Origin of the sequence: Dongshaea marina, from assembly GCF_003072645.1 — a bacterium.
Taxonomy (GTDB): Bacteria; Pseudomonadota; Gammaproteobacteria; order Enterobacterales; family Aeromonadaceae; genus Dongshaea; species Dongshaea marina.
Genome location: NZ_CP028897.1, coordinates 1,099,530 through 1,117,029 on the forward strand (window position 1 = coordinate 1,099,530; position 17,500 = coordinate 1,117,029).

The 17,500-nt window shown below is 52.8% G+C and carries 13 protein-coding genes and 1 pseudogene; 9 read left to right on the forward strand and 5 right to left on the reverse strand.

Annotation, left to right across the window (positions count from 1 at the left end; translation table 11 throughout):
- Nucleotides 1-5: 5 nt before the first annotated feature.
- The 3 genes and pseudogenes from glgX to DB847_RS05505 all read left to right on the forward strand — a co-directional run bounded on the left by glgX (nt 6) and on the right by DB847_RS05505 (nt 4,085).
- Nucleotides 6-2,174: a glycogen debranching protein GlgX gene (glgX, locus tag DB847_RS05495; RefSeq protein ID WP_108649789.1), complete on the forward strand. Its 2,169-nt coding sequence runs from the start codon at nt 6-8 to the stop codon at nt 2,172-2,174.
- Nucleotides 2,140-2,540, forward strand: a pseudogene (gene msrB, locus DB847_RS05500) (peptide-methionine (R)-S-oxide reductase MsrB). The gene glgX and the pseudogene msrB overlap by 35 nt, the downstream one beginning before the upstream one ends.
- 231 nt (nt 2,541-2,771) lie before the next feature.
- On the forward strand, nt 2,772-4,085 hold the full coding sequence (locus DB847_RS05505) for an HD-GYP domain-containing protein (RefSeq protein WP_108649790.1): 1,314 nt from the start codon (nt 2,772-2,774) through the stop codon (nt 4,083-4,085).
- Between the two features lie 89 nt (nt 4,086-4,174).
- Here the strand turns inward: DB847_RS05505 and DB847_RS05510 are convergent, their stop codons facing one another.
- Nucleotides 4,175-4,984, reverse strand: coding sequence for a DUF2989 domain-containing protein (locus DB847_RS05510; RefSeq protein WP_108649791.1), 810 nt, complete (start codon nt 4,982-4,984; stop codon nt 4,175-4,177).
- 200 nt (nt 4,985-5,184) lie between these two features.
- On the opposite strand from DB847_RS05510, the gene DB847_RS05515 reads away from it, so the two are divergent.
- Nucleotides 5,185-6,033, forward strand: coding sequence for an MlaA family lipoprotein (locus DB847_RS05515; RefSeq protein ID WP_234418522.1), 849 nt, complete (start codon nt 5,185-5,187; stop codon nt 6,031-6,033).
- A gap of 896 nt (nt 6,034-6,929) precedes the next feature.
- Nucleotides 6,930-7,841 (forward strand): signal peptidase I, encoded by a 912-nt coding sequence (gene lepB / locus DB847_RS05520; RefSeq protein ID WP_199911834.1) that lies wholly within the window; start codon nt 6,930-6,932, stop codon nt 7,839-7,841.
- A 59-nt stretch (nt 7,842-7,900) separates the two neighbouring features.
- Here lepB and DB847_RS05525 read toward each other — a convergent pair whose 3' ends face one another.
- From DB847_RS05525 to DB847_RS05535, 3 genes are all read right to left on the reverse strand, one after another.
- Entirely contained in the window at nt 7,901-8,164 is a 264-nt protein-coding gene (locus DB847_RS05525) for a GrxA family glutaredoxin (RefSeq protein ID WP_108649792.1), read from the reverse strand.
- Nucleotides 8,165-8,238: 74 nt separating this feature from the next.
- Nucleotides 8,239-9,666: a D-alanyl-D-alanine carboxypeptidase/D-alanyl-D-alanine endopeptidase gene (gene dacB / locus DB847_RS05530; RefSeq protein ID WP_108649793.1), complete on the reverse strand. Its 1,428-nt coding sequence runs from the start codon at nt 9,664-9,666 to the stop codon at nt 8,239-8,241.
- A gap of 16 nt (nt 9,667-9,682) precedes the next feature.
- Nucleotides 9,683-11,422 (reverse strand): DEAD/DEAH box helicase, encoded by a 1,740-nt coding sequence (locus DB847_RS05535; protein WP_108649794.1) that lies wholly within the window; start codon nt 11,420-11,422, stop codon nt 9,683-9,685.
- Nucleotides 11,423-11,556: 134 nt separating this feature from the next.
- Between DB847_RS05535 and fabV the strand changes: the two genes are divergently transcribed.
- The 3 genes from fabV (at nt 11,557) to DB847_RS05550 (ending at nt 16,405) form a co-directional block, all read left to right on the forward strand.
- On the forward strand, nt 11,557-12,750 hold the full coding sequence (gene fabV, locus DB847_RS05540; RefSeq protein WP_108649795.1) for an enoyl-ACP reductase FabV: 1,194 nt from the start codon (nt 11,557-11,559) through the stop codon (nt 12,748-12,750).
- A gap of 170 nt (nt 12,751-12,920) precedes the next feature.
- Nucleotides 12,921-15,965 carry a D-2-hydroxyglutarate dehydrogenase YdiJ gene (gene ydiJ / locus DB847_RS05545; RefSeq protein WP_456073088.1) on the forward strand — a complete coding sequence of 1,015 codons (3,045 nt, stop codon included), beginning with the start codon at nt 12,921-12,923 and terminating at the stop codon, nt 15,963-15,965.
- The gene (locus DB847_RS05550) at nt 15,962-16,405 is read left to right on the forward strand and encodes a hotdog fold thioesterase (protein WP_108649797.1); all 444 of its coding nucleotides are present in this window, start codon (nt 15,962-15,964) and stop codon (nt 16,403-16,405) included. The genes ydiJ and DB847_RS05550 overlap by 4 nt, the downstream gene beginning before the upstream one ends.
- A gap of 312 nt (nt 16,406-16,717) precedes the next feature.
- On the opposite strand, the gene pnuC is transcribed toward DB847_RS05550, so the two are convergent.
- On the reverse strand, nt 16,718-17,302 hold the full coding sequence (gene pnuC / locus DB847_RS05555) for a nicotinamide riboside transporter PnuC (RefSeq protein ID WP_159084413.1): 585 nt from the start codon (nt 17,300-17,302) through the stop codon (nt 16,718-16,720).
- Between pnuC and DB847_RS24245 the strand changes: the two genes are divergently transcribed.
- Entirely contained in the window at nt 17,301-17,462 is a 162-nt protein-coding gene (locus DB847_RS24245; RefSeq protein ID WP_159084414.1) for a hypothetical protein, read from the forward strand. The genes pnuC and DB847_RS24245 overlap by 2 nt on opposite strands.
- Nucleotides 17,463-17,500 lie beyond the last annotated feature (38 nt).

Below are 17,500 nucleotides of genomic sequence, written 5' to 3' on the forward strand. Positions count from 1 at the left end.
GATAGATGATCGTCGAACAAGCGGGCTTCAAGGTGCATCCAGGACGAGAATATCCTCTGGGTGCGCACTTGAGCGCACATGGATGTAACTTTGTTCTCTGGGCTCCGGAAGCCACCAAGGTGGAGCTTTGCCTGTTTGATCAAGCCGAAAAGGAGCTGGCCAGGATCCCCCTGGCCGGCCGTAAGGAGCATAACTGGTACTGTTTTGTGGAGGGGATCAAGGCCGGTCAGCTTTATGGCTACCGGATACATGGCCCAAAAGATCAGTCCCGGGGAAAGCTGTTTGACCCGAGTAAGCTGCTGATTGACCCCTATGCCAGAGCGATCAATCGTCCTTTGGAATGGGATTATCCCCAGTATGTTGCCGATAGCACCTACATGATCCCCCGCTCAGTGGTCTGCTCGAACCAGTTTGACTGGCAAGATGTAGAGAAGCCGCAGCTTGCTGATGAAGATATGCTTATTTATCAGCTGCATGTGCGGGGATTTACTAAGCTTCACCCGGATGTTCCACCAGAGCACCGAGGCAAGTTTAGTGGCTTATCTCAGCCTGTGGTGATCGATTATCTCAAGCAGCTGGGGGTGACCGCCGTTCAGCTGATGCCCTGTACCAGCTTCATGACTGAGCCCCGGCTTCAGGATCTGGGGCTGGTTAACTTCTGGGGTTATAACCCGGTCTGCTTCATGGCACCCGAGCCGCGTTATGCCAATCAGGATCCCGTGACCGAGTTTAAGACCATGGTACGGGAGCTGCACCGGGCTGGTATCGAGGTGATTCTGGATGTGGTGTTTAACCATACCGCCGAAGGTGGCCATGGTGGTCCGCTGTTGAGCTTCAAGGGAGTGGATAACAGTAGTTATTACCTGTTTGATTCGGGGCAGAGTGGCGCCAATTACAGCAGTTACACTAATTTCAGTGGCTGTGGCAATACCTTTAACGTGGATCATCCCAACGGCTTGCGCCTGGTGATGGATAGCCTTCGTTACTGGGTGGTCGAGATGGGAGTGGATGGCTTTCGTTTTGATCTGGCGGTGGCGCTGGCTCGCGAAGGCTATGAGTTTGACAGCTGTAGTGCCTTTTTTAAGGCGATCATGCAGGATCCAATTCTCAGCCGGGCCAAGATGATTGCCGAGCCCTGGGATATAGGACCTTTTGGCTATCGACTGGGGCAGTTTCCCGGTCATTGGCGTGAGGTAAATGACAGATTTCGAGATACCTGCCGCTCTTTCTGGCGAGGTGATGCTGGCCAGATGGCCGACTTTGCCACCCGGATCCTCGGTTCCAGGGATCTGTTTCCTAAATCCAGGCGTCCCGGTTATGCAGGAGTCAACTTCATCTGCTATCACGATGGGGTGACCCTGGAGGATCTGGTCTCTTATAACCAGCGGCATAATATTGCCAATGCGGAAGAGAATCGGGATGGGCACGGTAATAACCTGTCGAGTAATAATGGCTTCGAAGGGCCAAGCATGGATCCCCGGATTGTCAGCATTCGTCAACAGCAGAAACGTAACCTGCTGGCGACCCTGTTGCTCTCTCAGGGAACGCCTCACTTTCTGGCCGGCGATGAGATGGGTCGGACCCAGATGGGTAACAATAATGCCTATTGCCAGGATAACCGGATCAGCTGGGTCAACTGGGAGATCCGCGATGAAGATCGCAAGCTACAGCAGTTTGTAAAGATGCTGATCAAGCTTCGTCAAAGCTCTAAGGTGTTTACCCGGCTTAATCTGGATGATGATCCTTTTGTGGCCAATTCGGATGAACATCATCAGGTGGCCTGGTTCCATCCCGATGGTGAGGCGCTGGCAGGACCCGCCGACTGGAATACACCGGTGGCTCAGGCCTTTGCTCTGGATATCGGTGTGGCGCTCGAAGGGGCTGAGCGCTGGTATATCATGTTCAATTCCAGTCGCTATGACATCCAGTACCACCTGCCGCCTGCCGGTAAGGGGCTGATTTGGTGTCAGGTATTTGATACTGCAGAGGATGATGGTCTGGGGCTTATCCACCGTGATTATCCTAACCGGATTGCGGTGGGGCGAGCTCACTCCCTGAAGCTCCTCAAGCGAGTAGTGGATACCCGGCCGGAGCGAGGTGAACCGAAGAAGTCCAGTAAACAAAAGGAGCAGGTTCAGGATGTCATCGCCCCCGAAACCGCCACAAAAAGATAAGGCGTTCTGGCAGCAGCAGCTGACTGCTGAGCAGTATCGGGTCTGTTGGGAGGGGGGCACCGAGCCCCCTTCAGCGGGACTTTATTGCATAACAGAGAGCAGGGTAGCTATCACTGCATCTGCTGCCAGGCTCCCTTGTTTGATTCGGATGCTAAATTTAATTCGGGCTGTGGCTGGCCCAGTTTTGATCAGGCCCTCGAAGGTGCGGTTATCTATCGTGCGGATCACAGCCATGGCATGCTGCGAACCGAGATCCTGTGTGCGAGTTGTGGAGCTCATTTGGGACATCAATTTGAGGATGGTCCAACTCAGAGCGGGCTTCGTTACTGTGTGAATAGTGTTGCTCTGGGGTTCTCCTCCCGTTAGAGCATGTTTCTGGTCATGGGGCCTGGCCCCATTCGCCCCAACTGGCTGATTTGCCATCGCCTTTCCCATTTTTTAGCTGAGATTATCGAACCTTAACCTGAGCCTTTCGGGGGAGGTGACGCGCTGCGATCTCTCCTCATTGCCAATCGTGTCCTTTGATTTACCCGGCACAGGCATTTATTTGCCTATACTCAAAGTGTTAAAGGGAGTTAACGGGATCATATTCAGGGCATGAAAGAGTGTCAGATTGAAATCAAGAGTATCCGAATAGGCAACTATATCCGTCTTCCGGACTCAGTGGATTGGACGGCTCACCCCTTTTTGTTCCGCAGTTTCAAGGTCAAGAGTGCCGATCAGATCGCGATTATTCGCGGGCTGGGAATTGATCATGTTTTTTTGATCCCGGAAAAGAGTGACAGCAAGTCGATCGCTGAGGCGAAGCCCAAAGAGGTGAAAGAGCGCCCGGCCAAGCCTGTGGAAGAGGAGGTAGCAGAGGCTGTTAAGGAGCCTGAAGAGGAGGCTCCGGTTTTTAATGTTAAAGAGTACAAAAAGACCCTGGGCAAGGCTGAAGATGGTTTTCGCCAGACCCTGTCAGAAGTGCGTAATCTGATGGGGAAGGTTCAGAGCCAGCCCTTGGTAGTGATCAAAGAAGCCAATAAAATGGTTGAGGATATTAGCAATAAATTGATGTCTGCCGATGGGGGAGAGATCTTCCTGATGTCCGACACCAAGGAGCGGGCTGACATCCATTTTCACTCTCTTAACATCGCGATTCTGGCGATGATGCTGGGACGGGAAGTTGGGTTATCACCCGATGAGATGTGTGCCTTAGGAGTAGGGGCACTGTTTCATGATATCGGGAAGCTAAAGGTTCCAACGCCGATTCTACGTAAGACAGAACCTCTGACTCCCCCGGAAATGAATCTTTTGAAAGAGCATACCCGCTATGGGACCGAGCTTTTGAAACTGGCGGCATCTAAGTTTCCCCGTAAGGCCAAACGGATTGTGGCTCAGCACCATGAGATGCTGGATGGAAGCGGTTATCCCGATGGCTTAACCTGGGATGATATCGATCCCCTGGCGCAGATCGTCAGCGTGGTGAATGAATATGATAACCTCTGCCATAACGCAGATGTAGAGAAGGCAAAGCTGCCCAGTGCCGCACTCTCTTACCTTTATAAAAACTATTCGAAGAAGCTTAATCTCGACTACCTGACCATGATGATCCGCCTGTTGGGGGTTTATCCTCCCGGTAGTGTGGTTCAGCTCTCCGATGGACGGTTTGGGCTGGTGATGTCGGTCAATAGTGCCCGGCTGCTTTACCCAAGGGTGCTGGTCTATGATTTTCGGGTTCCCTCAGAAGAGGCGCCGATTGTCGATCTCGAAGTGCAGGGGCTTACCATTGCCAACGCGATGCAGCCACAACAGCTTCCCGACATTGTTTATGAATACCTGAGCCCGAGAACCCGGATCTGCTATTTCTTTGCCAGTAGTGTTCCTGCGGCCTCGGCGGCGGCTTCGGTCGACAAGCCGGATAAATCCTGACAAAGCTCTCCCGATGAAAGTTCTTATCGGGGGATAGAAGACGGAAAAATGGGTGCCCTGGCACCCATTTTGTGTCTCGACCCACAGGGTTATTTTGGCGACTTGAATTTACGATCTTCAAGCTGATCGGCGTAGACCTGGGCCTGCTCTTTTATTTCACTGAGATCTTTTTCAGAGAAGCTCTGATAGCGATAGAGACGATCCGGTGAGATATTACTCTTCTCAAGCTCGAGTATCTTGGTGACGTTGGCCCATACCAGGGCTTCTTTGTAGTTTTTGAGTTTAATATTTAAAGAGACCAGTCCCTGGATACCCCGTGCCGGGATCGGTTCATTTTTTTTAAGAAGCTCCAGCGCATGATAGGTGATGCGCAGTGCCTTTTTAGGAAAATCTTCTGCATAGTAGGAGGCAAGTGCAAGCTGTAGCTCAGTTGCTTCCAGCTGCTTTTTACCTTCAAGGGCCAGGAAGGCCGCCTTGGCATCGGAATTGTTATCCCGGGTCCAGTGCCACATCAGAAGATAGGGGTTCTTTGAACTGGCAGTTTCTGTATCCAGCTTTTTGAGCTCCTGGTTGGAGTACATCAGAGAGCCGATGCGGTCGGAGCGCTTATCTTTACTCTTTTTGGGTTGAACATGGATCGCCAGCTCCAGGCAGTGGATATAGCTTTCATAGTCCTTCATCAGCTCATACTTATGCAGATCCGTTGGGGATGTGACTTTGTTATACCGAGCGCGGATAAGATCAGAACGTTCATAGCGGCACCAGGAATCCTTATTGAGGTGCTCGCAAAGCTCGGGCTTCTCATCACAGATGGAGCGCAGCGATTTCTCCTGCCCACAGCCAACCAGTAACAGGGCCAGGGCAGGGCCAATCATGATGCCAAGATAAGTCCTATTCATCAAATAAAGATCCCGGAGCTTCTTATCAATACCTTAATAATGAGCTAAAGATATGAAAAATGCCTATTTTAAGAGGGATACCCTTTGCAACTGACGGTTTAGAAAAGTACTCTTATGCGCTGGCCCAAGGCCTCTTTCCGGGTAAATTACTTTGCGCCTGGTTTATTTGTTTATACTCTGCCTATTGGATAATGAATCGAATGAATAAGGCGATGTTGCCAAGATTGTTGCTGATGGCTATAGGTGCAGCCCTGCTGGCGGCCTGTGCAAGCCAACCCCAAAAGCCGACAAAACCCCTGACCCATGAGCAGTTGTTTGGCCATGAAAAGGCGGATGCTCACGTCAAAGCGGTTGCGGCCGACCCAAGCGATCCTTTCCAGGGCTTTAACCGGGCCATGTGGGCGGTTAACTATGATGCCTTTGATCCATACGTTGCCAAGCCCATCGCCCATGGCTATGTTGACTATGTGCCTCAGCCGATGCGAAGTGGTGTATCTAACTTTGTCGATAACTTTAATGAGCCCTCCAGCATGGTGAATCACCTGTTGATTGGTGATTTTAAGGATGCGGGAGTTAACCTGGTGCGTTTTGTACTAAACACCACGGTTGGCATGCTGGGGTTTGTCGATGTTGCCGGACACATGGGACTGACTCAGCGCACCATGAGCTTTGGTGATGTGATGGGGTATGCCGAGATTGGCCAGGGAGCCTACCTGATGTTGCCCTTCTATGGTCCAACCACGGTGCGTAACCTGGCCGGTAATGTTGTTGATGATCTCTATTTTCCCTACAACCTGATGACCCTGCCGATGAAGGTGGGTCGTCTGGCATTGAAGGGGCTGAGCGTTCGGGCCGATCTGATCCCTCAGGAGCCGCTGTTGGATAACTCCATCGATCCATACGCTTTCTCTAAGGGAGCCTATATGCAGTACCAGCAGGCTACCATTCACCAGATCAAGGTTTCCAATGGTGCAATTCCAGCGGACCAGCCGGTACAGCACAAGGCGAATGAAGAGGTTAGCTCCTATCTCGATGAGATAGATGACTAACAGCTGAGTATGAAAAGGGGGCGAATATTCGCCCCCTTTTTGATCCTCCTGATTCGTCCGATAATCTGAGAATGCCTTTACCGGTTGCCGGGCAGCCATGCTAAGGATAATGAAAAGTTCGCTGTTGCTACAAAGCGAACCTTAACTATTTGTCCTTCGGACGGATATTTATGGCTTCGCCATAGAGCCGTATTCGCCCGGCGGTCGAGTTACTTTGGTATCGCTCAAAGTAACCAAAGGCTCACTCCGGAACGATGTTCCCGACATCGACCTGCGTAGCTCGGCATCCTGCCTCGAAATAATAAAACCCAAGAAGCCAAATCGAAGAGAGGATGTTTAATCCCCCGTAAGCGAGCGCCGAGGTGAGCCTTAGTGGATTGGAGTTGAGCAACAGGAAGTTGCGAAAGCGTAGCCAGACCATGGAAGGCCTGTCTACGCGATGCTTCAATCAGCAGGTGAACCGAGGGTTAAGCGAGATCCAGGGCGCAAGGGGACTATTCGCCGCTAACAACATCCATGTTTAACGCGGCATTCACATATCCCTATGTATCAGGGGAAGGCGTATCCCTGCTATACAGGATGTATTAATGCCGTGGAAGTGCATAGCAACGTAGCCAGAGCAATGGACTGTGAACTGGGGAGGGCTATAAGGATGGTAGCCGCCTGAGAACGGCCTTTGCTCGCTGTCGGGAGATTCCTACACTCATGTAGCGAAGCTGTGAATCAGCCGTGCGCAGCACAATGAAAAGCTCGCTATTGAAATGGTACGAATATGCTCAGGGAACTCGGGGGGCTACTTCCTGTCGAAGTTCAAACCTGCTTAGGATTGATGATCCTGAGTTCATTGTTTTTGTATTCTGATGCTGAAGGTAAACAGTATGTTTTCTATCGCCAATATGGCCGATCTTTTTTCACTTATTCTTACGTTAGTTACCCTGATCACGGGAATCATCTATGTCGCAGATCAATTGATTTGGAAGCGCCGGAGGTTGGTGAAAGCTTGTGAGGGTGTTTCAACCTCAGCTAAAGAGGGGGAGGTCGTAGGCCATGCCCCTGTTACCCCGGGTTGGATTGCCAATGCGCGTTCCATTTTCCCGGTGATTCTGGCTGTGCTGATCCTGCGCTCTTTTATCCTTGAGCCTTTTCAGATCCCGAGTGAATCGATGCAACCCACCTTGTTGCCGGGAGACTTTATTGTGGTCCAAAAATTCTCCTACGGGCTGCGCGATCCTATTTTCCATCATAAATTTTTTAGCACAGGTGAGCCCAAGAGGGGGGATGTGGCTGTGTTCGTCTCACCTAAGGATCCGAAAATAGACCTCATCAAGCGGATCGTAGGGCTTCCCGGTGACACTATTATCTATCGTGATAAGACTCTGTATATTAAGCCAGCTTGCCATGGTGCCAAGGTTTGTCCTTCGCTTCATGAGATAGCAAAGCAGTACATTGGGCCGACCCGATTCACCGAGCTTGGGATGCCCCTCTATGAGTTTAAGGAGCAACTTGGCACTGTGAGTCACAAGATGCTGCGTAACCCCATGTTACCGGAGCAATACCAGAGATATTATCAGCAGCCGGGATCAGCCATAGGTGAGTGGGTTGTTCCTAAGGGGCACTATTTTGCGATGGGAGATAACCGGGATAACAGCGACGATAGCCGCTATTGGGGCTTCGTTCCCGAAGAGAACCTAATCGGTAAGGCAAGCTTTATCTGGATGAGCTTTACCTTTGATCATTCGGCAGATTCCTGGTTGCCTCACTGGATACCGACCGGCATTCGCTTTCATCGCATTGGTGCGATAGGTTAGAGGAGATAATAAAAAAGCGCCAGGTAAGGCGCTTTTTTAATTCAAAGGAGAGCTGGGAGTTACTCGTAGAGTCCCAGGTGCTCTTTGGCGTAGGTTTCAAACTCGCTGCAACCACCGATATGCTGCTCGTCGATGAAGATCTGAGGCACAGTGCTCACCGGCTTACCTATAGTCTTCTCCAGATCGGCCTGGCTGATCCCTTCAGCGTGAATATCGATATAGCGGAATTTAAAGTCATCACGCTCTTCGGTCAGCTGCTCGGCGATCTGCTTGGCGCGCACACAGTAAGGGCAGCCGGGGCGGCCAAAAATAACTACAAACATAGGGATCTCCCATCCAGGTTTTTGGGCAGTATAACCTTTCAGATTATTGGGTAAAGTCGAAATCCTCAAATGTTTTAATCGTAAATATCGATTGGATCTCCGTAATAGATCATCTCAAGAATGCTGGCTTCATATTGGGAGATGCTGCGCGCATAGTGGCGAATCGCCGCTGAACTTTCATCCGTGGGGCCGGTTAGGCCGGAGACCATGAGCACAAAGGCTTTCTCCTTACCGGATTCGGTTTTAATAAAGCCTGCCAGGTTCGAGACATGAGCCATGGTGCCGGTTTTGGCATGGACATCGCCCTTGAGCGGGGCCTGGGTAAAGCCGGAGCGGTATTTGAGAGTCCCATCCATACCGGCGACCGGCAGCGCCGCTTTGAGCCAGGGCATATCTATGGCGATATAACGCAGTAAGGTTATCAGCTGCTGAGCCGAGATGAGGTTACGACTGGAGAGTCCAGAGCCATCTTCGAGTGGGGTATGGGTCAGAGTGAGGCCCGCTTTTTTCTGTAAAATGACTTTCATTGCCGCAACCCCATTTCGATAATTACCTGCCTGTTTGAAGTAATGGTGTCCCAGAGTTTTGAGCAGGGCATCGGCGATCAGGTTATCGGACTCCTTGAGCATGGTGGTGACCATCTCTTTGAGGGGAGGAGACTGAACCCATGCCAGGGTTGTACCCGGACCTTTGAGCTGGTGGGCGATAATGGCTTTCCCCTTAAGAGTTATCCCGGCCTTCTTCAGCTGCCCGATCACCACATCTTTGCCGAAAAGACTTGGGTTGCTGACTGCAAAATTAAGGGGTAAGGGTTTTTCCTGCAAAGGCATGCAGCCGCTGAGCCAGTAACGATTTTTATCCAGGCGTTTGAGATCCAGTGAGCAGAACTGTTGCTTTGCCTGTTCGGCTGACAGAGTCATTACTTCACTCTGCACATGAATGGGTTGAAAATCAGGAATGTGTAACCTGGCTTTTTCATTAAGCTTTGTTGGATAGAGGGCTCCCTGGACACAGTTATGATCAATGATGATGGCACTGCTGGGTGCGGTAAAGCAGACTCCAAGATCATCCCAGGCCCAGCCTCGGCCTCTGGGGTAACCACTGAAGATCCCATCCATCAGGTAGAGGTTGCCGGTGATCTTGCGGATGCCCTTGTCTTTGAGCTGTTGCCATAGTTCCCTGAGTTGTGCCCGGCTGAGCTCGGGATCCCCGGTAAAATTAAGGTAGAGATCGCCCTCAAGGGTATCTCCTTTAATTCGGGAAGGATCTGCGGTGAGGGTGGTTTGATAGCGAAAGTCGGGGGTTAACTCAATGGCTGCGGCGGTTGCGGTGAGGAGTTTTTGCAGACTGGCGGGCTGCATTCTTTCGTCGTGGTTGACGGAGAACTCGGGTTTGGCCGAATGAATCCCCTGAACGATCAGTGAGAGTCGATAACCGGGAACCGGAGTCGCCAGGGCTCCCCACACCGGCAGGCATAACAACAGTAGCAAAAAACGGTTCATAGGACGCACCTCTTCATTAGCTTAGCTCGTAGGCGCGTCGATAACGGCCCTGATAATCAAATAATTTATCACAGATAATTCGTCGTTTTTTCTGCATCCTGGCGATTACAAAATCCGGAGCTCTGAACATAGATTGCAGCGCCATGATCTGACTACAGCTATGGAATTCAGGTTCATTTCCAGGAGAGCGCCAGTGAAAGCGTAAAAAGCCTTGTTGAAACTCTCTGCGGTCCTGGGGGCTATCAAGGCGGAAGGATTCGCTCAGCTCAGCACCATCCTCATCATGATAGTGGATGGTGAGCTTCTCCTGCTCCGCGCTAAAACTCATGCCACAGCAGCGGATCACCAGAGTATCCTGGCTCTTGAGCGCCTCTTTAAGCTGCTTGTCCGCATCGACCAGGGTGGCCTGGCACTGGTGGCACTGTCTTGCTGCAATATCGTTTTCGGCGCCGCACTCCCGGCACTCCTTAAAACGAAACCGATAATCACATAGCTCTATTTCGCCCTCATCATCATCGAGAAATCCCTGACACTTGCGGCCAAAATGCTCAATAATGGTGCCATCTTCGGTTAATCGTCCCCAGAAGGTGTTGGCAAATCCACAGGCAGGACATAGCACCTGAACAGGTTCGGTATTGCCCGGCGGTCGCAGCTCGCCTACCTCGGGTTGGTGAAGATCGTAGCGATTACCCGCATAATCTACGATCAAACAATCTTTTTTCCCCTCACTGAGCCTTAGTCCCCGGCCGATGATCTGATGGTAGAGGCTGATCGACTCGGTGGGGCGCAGGATGGCGATCAGATCCACGTGAGGTGCATCAAAGCCTGTGGTCAGTACCGCAACATTGACCAGAAATTTCAGTTGCTGCTGCTTAAAGCGCTGGATCAGCTGATCGCGTTCATGTTCTGCTGTCTCTCCCAGGATCAGCGCCGACTGGTTGGCAGGCAAAAAACCGAGGATCTCCCGGGCATGTTTGACCGTGGCGGCAAAGATCATCACAGCCCGGCGATCGCTGGCTTTCTCCAGGAGCTGCTCCATGATCAGCGGTGTGATTCGTTTCTGGGTTTGCAGGCATTGGTTGAGCTCTTTTTCTTTAAAAAAGCCCTCGGCGCAACTTAACTCCGAAAACTGGTAGTGAATAAGCGGTGTATCATCCAGCATGGGAGGGGTCAGGTAACCATGCTGAAGCATATAACGCAGCGGCAGCTCGTAGATACATCGGTAGAAGGGGCGTGGGGCGAGAGTGCGCACCATGCCGTGATAGTGGTAGTTATAGATCCAGCCCATCCCCAGGCGAAAAGGAGTTGCGGTCAGTCCGAGAACACATAGCTGTGGATTGAGTTTTTTGAAGTGATTGATCACCAAGGGGTAGCTGCTTTCTTCATTCAGAGAGATGCGGTGGCACTCATCGATGATCAGCAGGGAGATGGGCTCATTGAAGGCATCAAGATTACAGGCTACCGACTGGATGCTGCCGAAGGTTATCTTGTGCTCACTCTCCTTGCGGGCCAGGCCCGCCGAGAAGATCCCGGCCTTAAGCCGGTAGCTTTCAAATTTTTGATGATTTTGCTCGACCAGCTCTTTGACATGAGCCAGCACCAGCACCCGTCCCCGGGCTTTTCTGCCAAGCTCGGCGATTACCAGGCTCTTACCGGCCCCGGTAGGCAGCACGACAACCGCGGGTTTACGGCTTTTTTTGAAGTGAGCGACGGCGGCATCGACCGCTTGTTGCTGGTAGGGCCTGAGCTGATACATAGAGAGTGTTTGCCGGATCAAATCCCCGATTATAGGGCACAGAGCTCATCGGGAATAGATTTCATCTTACAAATCCTCAGGAATCAGGTATCTTATATAGCTGTTTGTATTTGGCTAGATGGGCTGACATTAGCATGATTATTAAACCTAGAGTTCGCGGCTTTATTTGTACCTCTACCCATCCAAGCGGATGTGAGGCCAATGTTTGCGAGCAGATCGATTTTGTGAAGAAACAGGGACCGATTGCCGATGCCCCCAAGCGGGTACTGGTGGTGGGATCATCCACCGGCTATGGACTGGCATCACGGATCTCGGCTGCATTTGGTGGCGGCGCGTCCACCATAGGTGTCTTTTTTGAAAAGCCTGCGACCGCTAAAAAGCCGGGTTCTGCCGGCTGGTACAATGCGGCGGCTTTCGATAAGGCGGCCCATGAAGAGGGTCTGTATGCCAAGAGCATCAATGCGGATGCTTTCTCTCATGAGTGCCGTGACAAGGTGATTGAGCTCATCAAGGAAGATCTGGGACAGATCGACCTGGTTGTTTACTCACTGGCTTCTCCGGTTCGTAAGATGCCAGACACAGGTGAGGTGATCCGCTCCGCGCTCAAGCCGATCGGTGAGGTGTATCGTTCGACGGCGATCGATACCAATAAAGATGTGATCATTGATGCCGAGGTTGAGCCTGCGACCGAGCAGGAGGTTGCTGATACTGTGACCGTGATGGGTGGTCAGGACTGGGAGCTGTGGATCAATGCCCTGGCGGATGCTGGTGTACTGGCCGAAGGTGCCAAGACGGTAGCCTACAGCTATATCGGTACCGATATCACCTGGCCTATCTATTGGCATGGCGCCCTGGGTAAGGCGAAAGAGGATCTGGATCGGGCCAGCCGTGAGCTGGGCGAGCGCCTTAAGCCGCTGGGTGGTGAAGCCTATGTTGCCGTGCTTAAGTCTGTGGTGACTCAGGCCTCCGCGGCGATTCCTGTGATGCCACTATACCTGTCGATGGCATTTAAGATCATGCGTGAGCAGGGGGTTCATGAGGGCTGTATCGAGCAGATCAGCCGGATGCTGCACACCCGCCTGTACCAGAATGAGGTTCCGACCGATGAGGCCGGACGCATCCGGATGGATGACTGGGAGCTGCGTGACGAGGTTCAAAATGCCTGCCGCGAGATGTGGCCACAGATCACCACAGAAAACCTGATGGAGATGACCGACTACCAGCTGTATAAGGATCTATTCCTCAAGTTGTTTGGTTTTGGTTGTGAAGGCGTCGATTATGATGCCGATGTTGATCCTGAAGTGAAGTTTGATGTGATCACCCTGTAGGGACGATTAGGCCGGCACCTGTGTCGGCCTTTTTTATATCCGCCCTTGTGAACCTGTCTTAGTCACTCCCTGGTGACCCACACTGCGTTGCTCATCCACTTCAGCGGATGATCTCATTAGCCACCACTCATCACCATTGACATGGAGAGCTCAATGAAACCCCTTCCCAGATTGGATACCCCCCGGCCATCGACCCTCTGTATCAGGATTTTTTCAACCTCCTGGAGCGAGAGCAGTTTCGCGGGGATATAGAGACCAGCTATGGGTCAAGGTTGGTGATGTCAACCGACAACAGTGTCTATCAATGCCTGTGTCAGGGCGTGCTCTACCCGGTCGATCGTAAGGATCTGGCTTTGCTGATGACTCTTGCGAGCCGGGCGACCTACCGGTCGATCACCTTCAGTGCCCGGGGGGGAGGTACCGGCACCAATGGGCAATCTCTGAGCCCGGGGGTGATTGTTGATCTCTCCCGGCATATGAATCGGATCCTTGAGATTAATACCGAAGAGGGATGGGTGCGGGTCGAGGCGGGGATCGTCAAAGACAGGCTCAATGTCGAGCTTAAACCCCATGGACTGTTTTTCTCTCCCGAGCTTTCAACTAGCAACCGGGCCACCATTGGGGGGATGATCAGCACCGACGCTTCCGGCCAGGGCTCCCTGGTCTATGGCAAGACCAGTGATCACGTGTTGGAGCTTGGCTGCGTCCTGGCCGATGGCAGCCTCCTTGAAACCAGCCTAATGGACAGGGAAGCTTTGTCTGTCCTTGAGGGGCAGCCGGGCAGGCTTGCAGAGCTTTGCTCCGAACTCACACGGATAGTAAGCAGTCACCAGGAGCTGATCGCCGAGCACTTTCCTAAGCTCAATCGTTTTTTGACCGGCTATGATCTCAGGCACCTCTACCGGGCCGAGAGTGGTACCCTGGATATCTCGCGTCTTATTTGTGGCGCCGAGGGAACCCTGGCCATGGTCGCCGAGGCTAAGCTCAATCTGACTGCGGTTCCAAAATACAGGACCCTGCTGTGTATTCGTTACCGGGACTTTGAGTCGGCGCTGCGCCATGCGCCAGCCCTGTTGGAATGTCAGGCCCTGTCGGTCGAGACCATGGACTCACTGGTTCTGGAGCTGGCCCGCAAGGATTCCGGATGGGCTAAGGTTGCGGATTACCTTGGCGTTGAGAATGATCTGGCGTTTGCCGGCCTCAACATGGTGGAGTTCGCAGGCTCAGATCTTAAGGAGCAACAGCGGCGTCTGGACGGGCTCATCACCCTTCTCGATCAGGCTGAGACATCCCAACAAGCCGGTGTGCTGGGTTACCAGCGCTGTGACTTAGCCGAGGCGATTAGCGCCATCTACGGGATGCGCAAAAAGGCGGTAGGTTTACTGGGCAAACACGCAGGTGCCGCTAAGCCGGTGCCCTTTGTGGAGGATACCGCGGTCCCTCCCGAGAAGCTCTGTGACTTTATTCTGGAGTTTCGAAAACTGCTGGATAGTCACGGGCTGGATTACGGGATGTTTGGTCATGTGGATGCAGGGGTACTCCATGTACGCCCGGCCCTTGATTTGTGTGATCCCTCCCAGCAGCAGGTACTCCGCACCATCTCGGATCAGGTGATGGCTCTGACCCGAAAATATCGGGGGGTGTTGTGGGGAGAGCATGGCCGGGGCTATCGCAGTGAATATGGTATTCACTATTTTGGTGAGACCCTCTATCGGGAGCTGCGCCGGATAAAATCCCTGTTTGATCCGCTAAATCGTCTCAATCCAGGGAAGATCTGTACCCCGCTGGATAGTGAGGCTGAGCTGGTGGCGGTGGATGGTGTGATGCGCGCCGAGTTTGACCGGCAGATCCCGCTGGCTGTGCGGGAGAGTTTTTCTGAGGCGCTGGACTGTAACGGCAATGGCCTATGTTTTAATTTTGAACCGGGAGCCCTGATGTGCCCCTCGATGCGGGCCCGGGGTGACAGGCGTCACTCCCCCAAGGGGCGCGCTGCCCTGATGCGTGAGTGGCTACGAACCCTCTCGGAGCAGGGCTACCAGCCCCTAATCAATGAGCAGTGGCTGGAGACTCGTTCCGGCCTCCACTTGGGAGCCCTGTTTGGTCGGCTCAAAGCCGCCTGGGGAAAGCGGCGTGGTGATTATGATTTCTCTCACGAGATTTTAGAGGCGATGCAGGGCTGTCTTGCCTGTAAGGCCTGCGCCGGTCAGTGTCCGGTGGGGGTGGATATTGCCGAGCTTCGCTCACGCTTTTTGAATCTCTACTACAGTCGCTACCCAAGGCCTCTTGGCGATCTGGGAGTGCGCTTCTTAGAGAGCATCAATCTGTGGCTGTGTCGGGCGCCGGATATGAGCAACTGGTTACAGGGGCAGCCCTGGATGCAATCGATGGTGCGCCGGTTGTCGGGGATGGTGGACCTACCGGAGCTCAGCTCACCGCCACTCCCAGTGCTGGCCCATCAACAGGGCTTTGGGATTGCGGATATTAATCAGTTAGAGCAGCTCGATGAGGCGGAGCGAAAGTCACTGGTGGTGGTGGTGCAGGATCCTTTTACCTCAAGCTATGAGGCACCCGTGGTGCGCGATCTGTTGGCTCTGATCGAAAGGCTTGGCAAGACCCCCCTGCTGCTGCCTTTTATCGGCAATGGTAAGGCTTTGCATATCCGGGGGATGCTGGGGCCCTTTAAACAGACGGCGCTGCGCTGCGCCGAGATGCTAAATCGGCTGCATCGTCTCGGGATCCCGATGCTGGGAGTTGATCCGGCGCTGGTGCTCTGTTTTCGTGATGAGTATCAAAAGGCGCTGGGAGATGCGCGGGGTGCTTTTGAGGTGTTGATGGCCCAGGAGTGGCTCATCAAAAACAGTGAGAAGCTGCCAAAGCAGGTCACTAGCCAAATCTACTATCTCTTCTCCCACTGCACCGAGCGTAGCCTGTGCCCCGAAAGTGAAACCCAGTGGCAAAAGCTCTTTAAGTTGACGGGCGCAAACCTTTTGCCACAATCAGTCTCCTGCTGTGGGATGGCCGGTCTCTACGGGCATCAGCAGGCCCAGAAAGGCTACTCCGAGACGATTTATCAGCAAAGCTGGCAGCCTAAGCTTTCTGAATTGGATCCGAAATTGTGCCTGGCAACCGGATATTCCTGTCGCTCTCAGGTTAAACGTTTTGATACCTTAAGGCTCAAACATCCACTACAAGCCTTATTGGAGTTGTACCCATGAGTATCTGGAAGAAAGACTTTACCCTCGAGAGCCTCAATCAGATGTCGGATCACACCATGATCGAACACTTAGGAATCAAGTATCAGCTGAAGGGGGAGGAGTCACTGGAGGCGAGCATGCCGGTGGACTCAAGAACTCACCAGCCCCTGGGAATGCTGCATGGTGGAGCCTCGGTGGTGCTGGCAGAGACCCTGGGGTCGGTGGCTGGCAACATGTGTGTCGAGGCGGATAGCTACTGTGTCGGAACCGAGATCAACGCCAGTCATATCCGAGCCAAGCGACGGGGAGTGGTGACCGGAAGAGCCAGGCCACTACACCTGGGGCAGAGCTCACAAGTCTGGCAGATCGATATTTTGGATGAGCAGCAGCGCCTGATCTGCAGTTGCCGTCTGGCCAACCGGGTGTTGAAAAAGAAAAAATCCTCCATCAGGGAAGCTTAAAGCAGTGTAGAGTGAGAGCCTTCCCCGCCACAGTGTACGATGGGGGGATTATTAGACCGTTGTCTCCATAAATGAAGGCAACGCTGTGATCAATCTCAGGCTTTACACGTTGACTCGCAATGCCGATTATCATCCATGATAATCCTTCCCAGTTCGGCGTCCCTGCCTCTCGTTCAGTTGCTTCACAACTTCACCCTGCTTCTCGTTTCGCTGCTATGCAGCTACACCCTTGCTGCAGAAGGTTTGCTTTGCAAAGCCTGAAATTCTTTTAGTAGAGCTGAAGATGATGACTCTGATTAATCCGAAAGAGTTCTAGCTTTGCTGAGCGCTTCGATACCAGTGAATCAAGCCGATTACCGAGTTCACCAGAAAGATCACCTTCATCGCAAACACCGCCCATAGTCCTTGTTGGATCCCGGATGCCTTAAACCACATCACCAGCTCCAAGGCATTAAACAGCAGCCAGATCCACCACTGCTCCTTGAGACGAAAAGCCATCATCACCAGGGCGATGATCGGTAGCATGGTACTGATGCCATCATAGATGGGCATGAAGGAGCCGCTGTGAACCGAAAACCAGATAGAGCATAGCAGTAGGATCACCGATAGAGCTCCCCAGCCGATCGCCTGAGGAAGGGTGAGGGTATAGCGGCCTGGACTGGGGCGGCTGCTGCGATACCAGGCGTAAAGAGACACTGGCACCGAAAACAGGATGTTCATCAGGGCATTGCCAAAAAAGTTCGCCTCAAACGAGAGGATGGCCAGGGTCACCGAGAAGATGGCGCCAAACAGGTTGGCGTGCTTATAGTCCTGGGCCAGGCTGGTGACAAAGATGATCCCCGTGATACTACTGACCCATACCAGGGGGCTTGCCTGGGTGAGGGAGGTGGCAATCATGATCATCACAGTGGCTGCCAGGGGCCATCGCCAGGACCTGCGGGGGCTGGGGCTATCCGATGTGACTGATGGGGAAATTGTCGCGGTACTTTCCATGATGGGCTCCTATGGGAGGTTCATCAGAGAGTCCCTGAGCCACCTTAAGCTCTTTCTGATGTGATTGGGGGGATGCGAAACCGGGCCATGACGCAGTCCGAT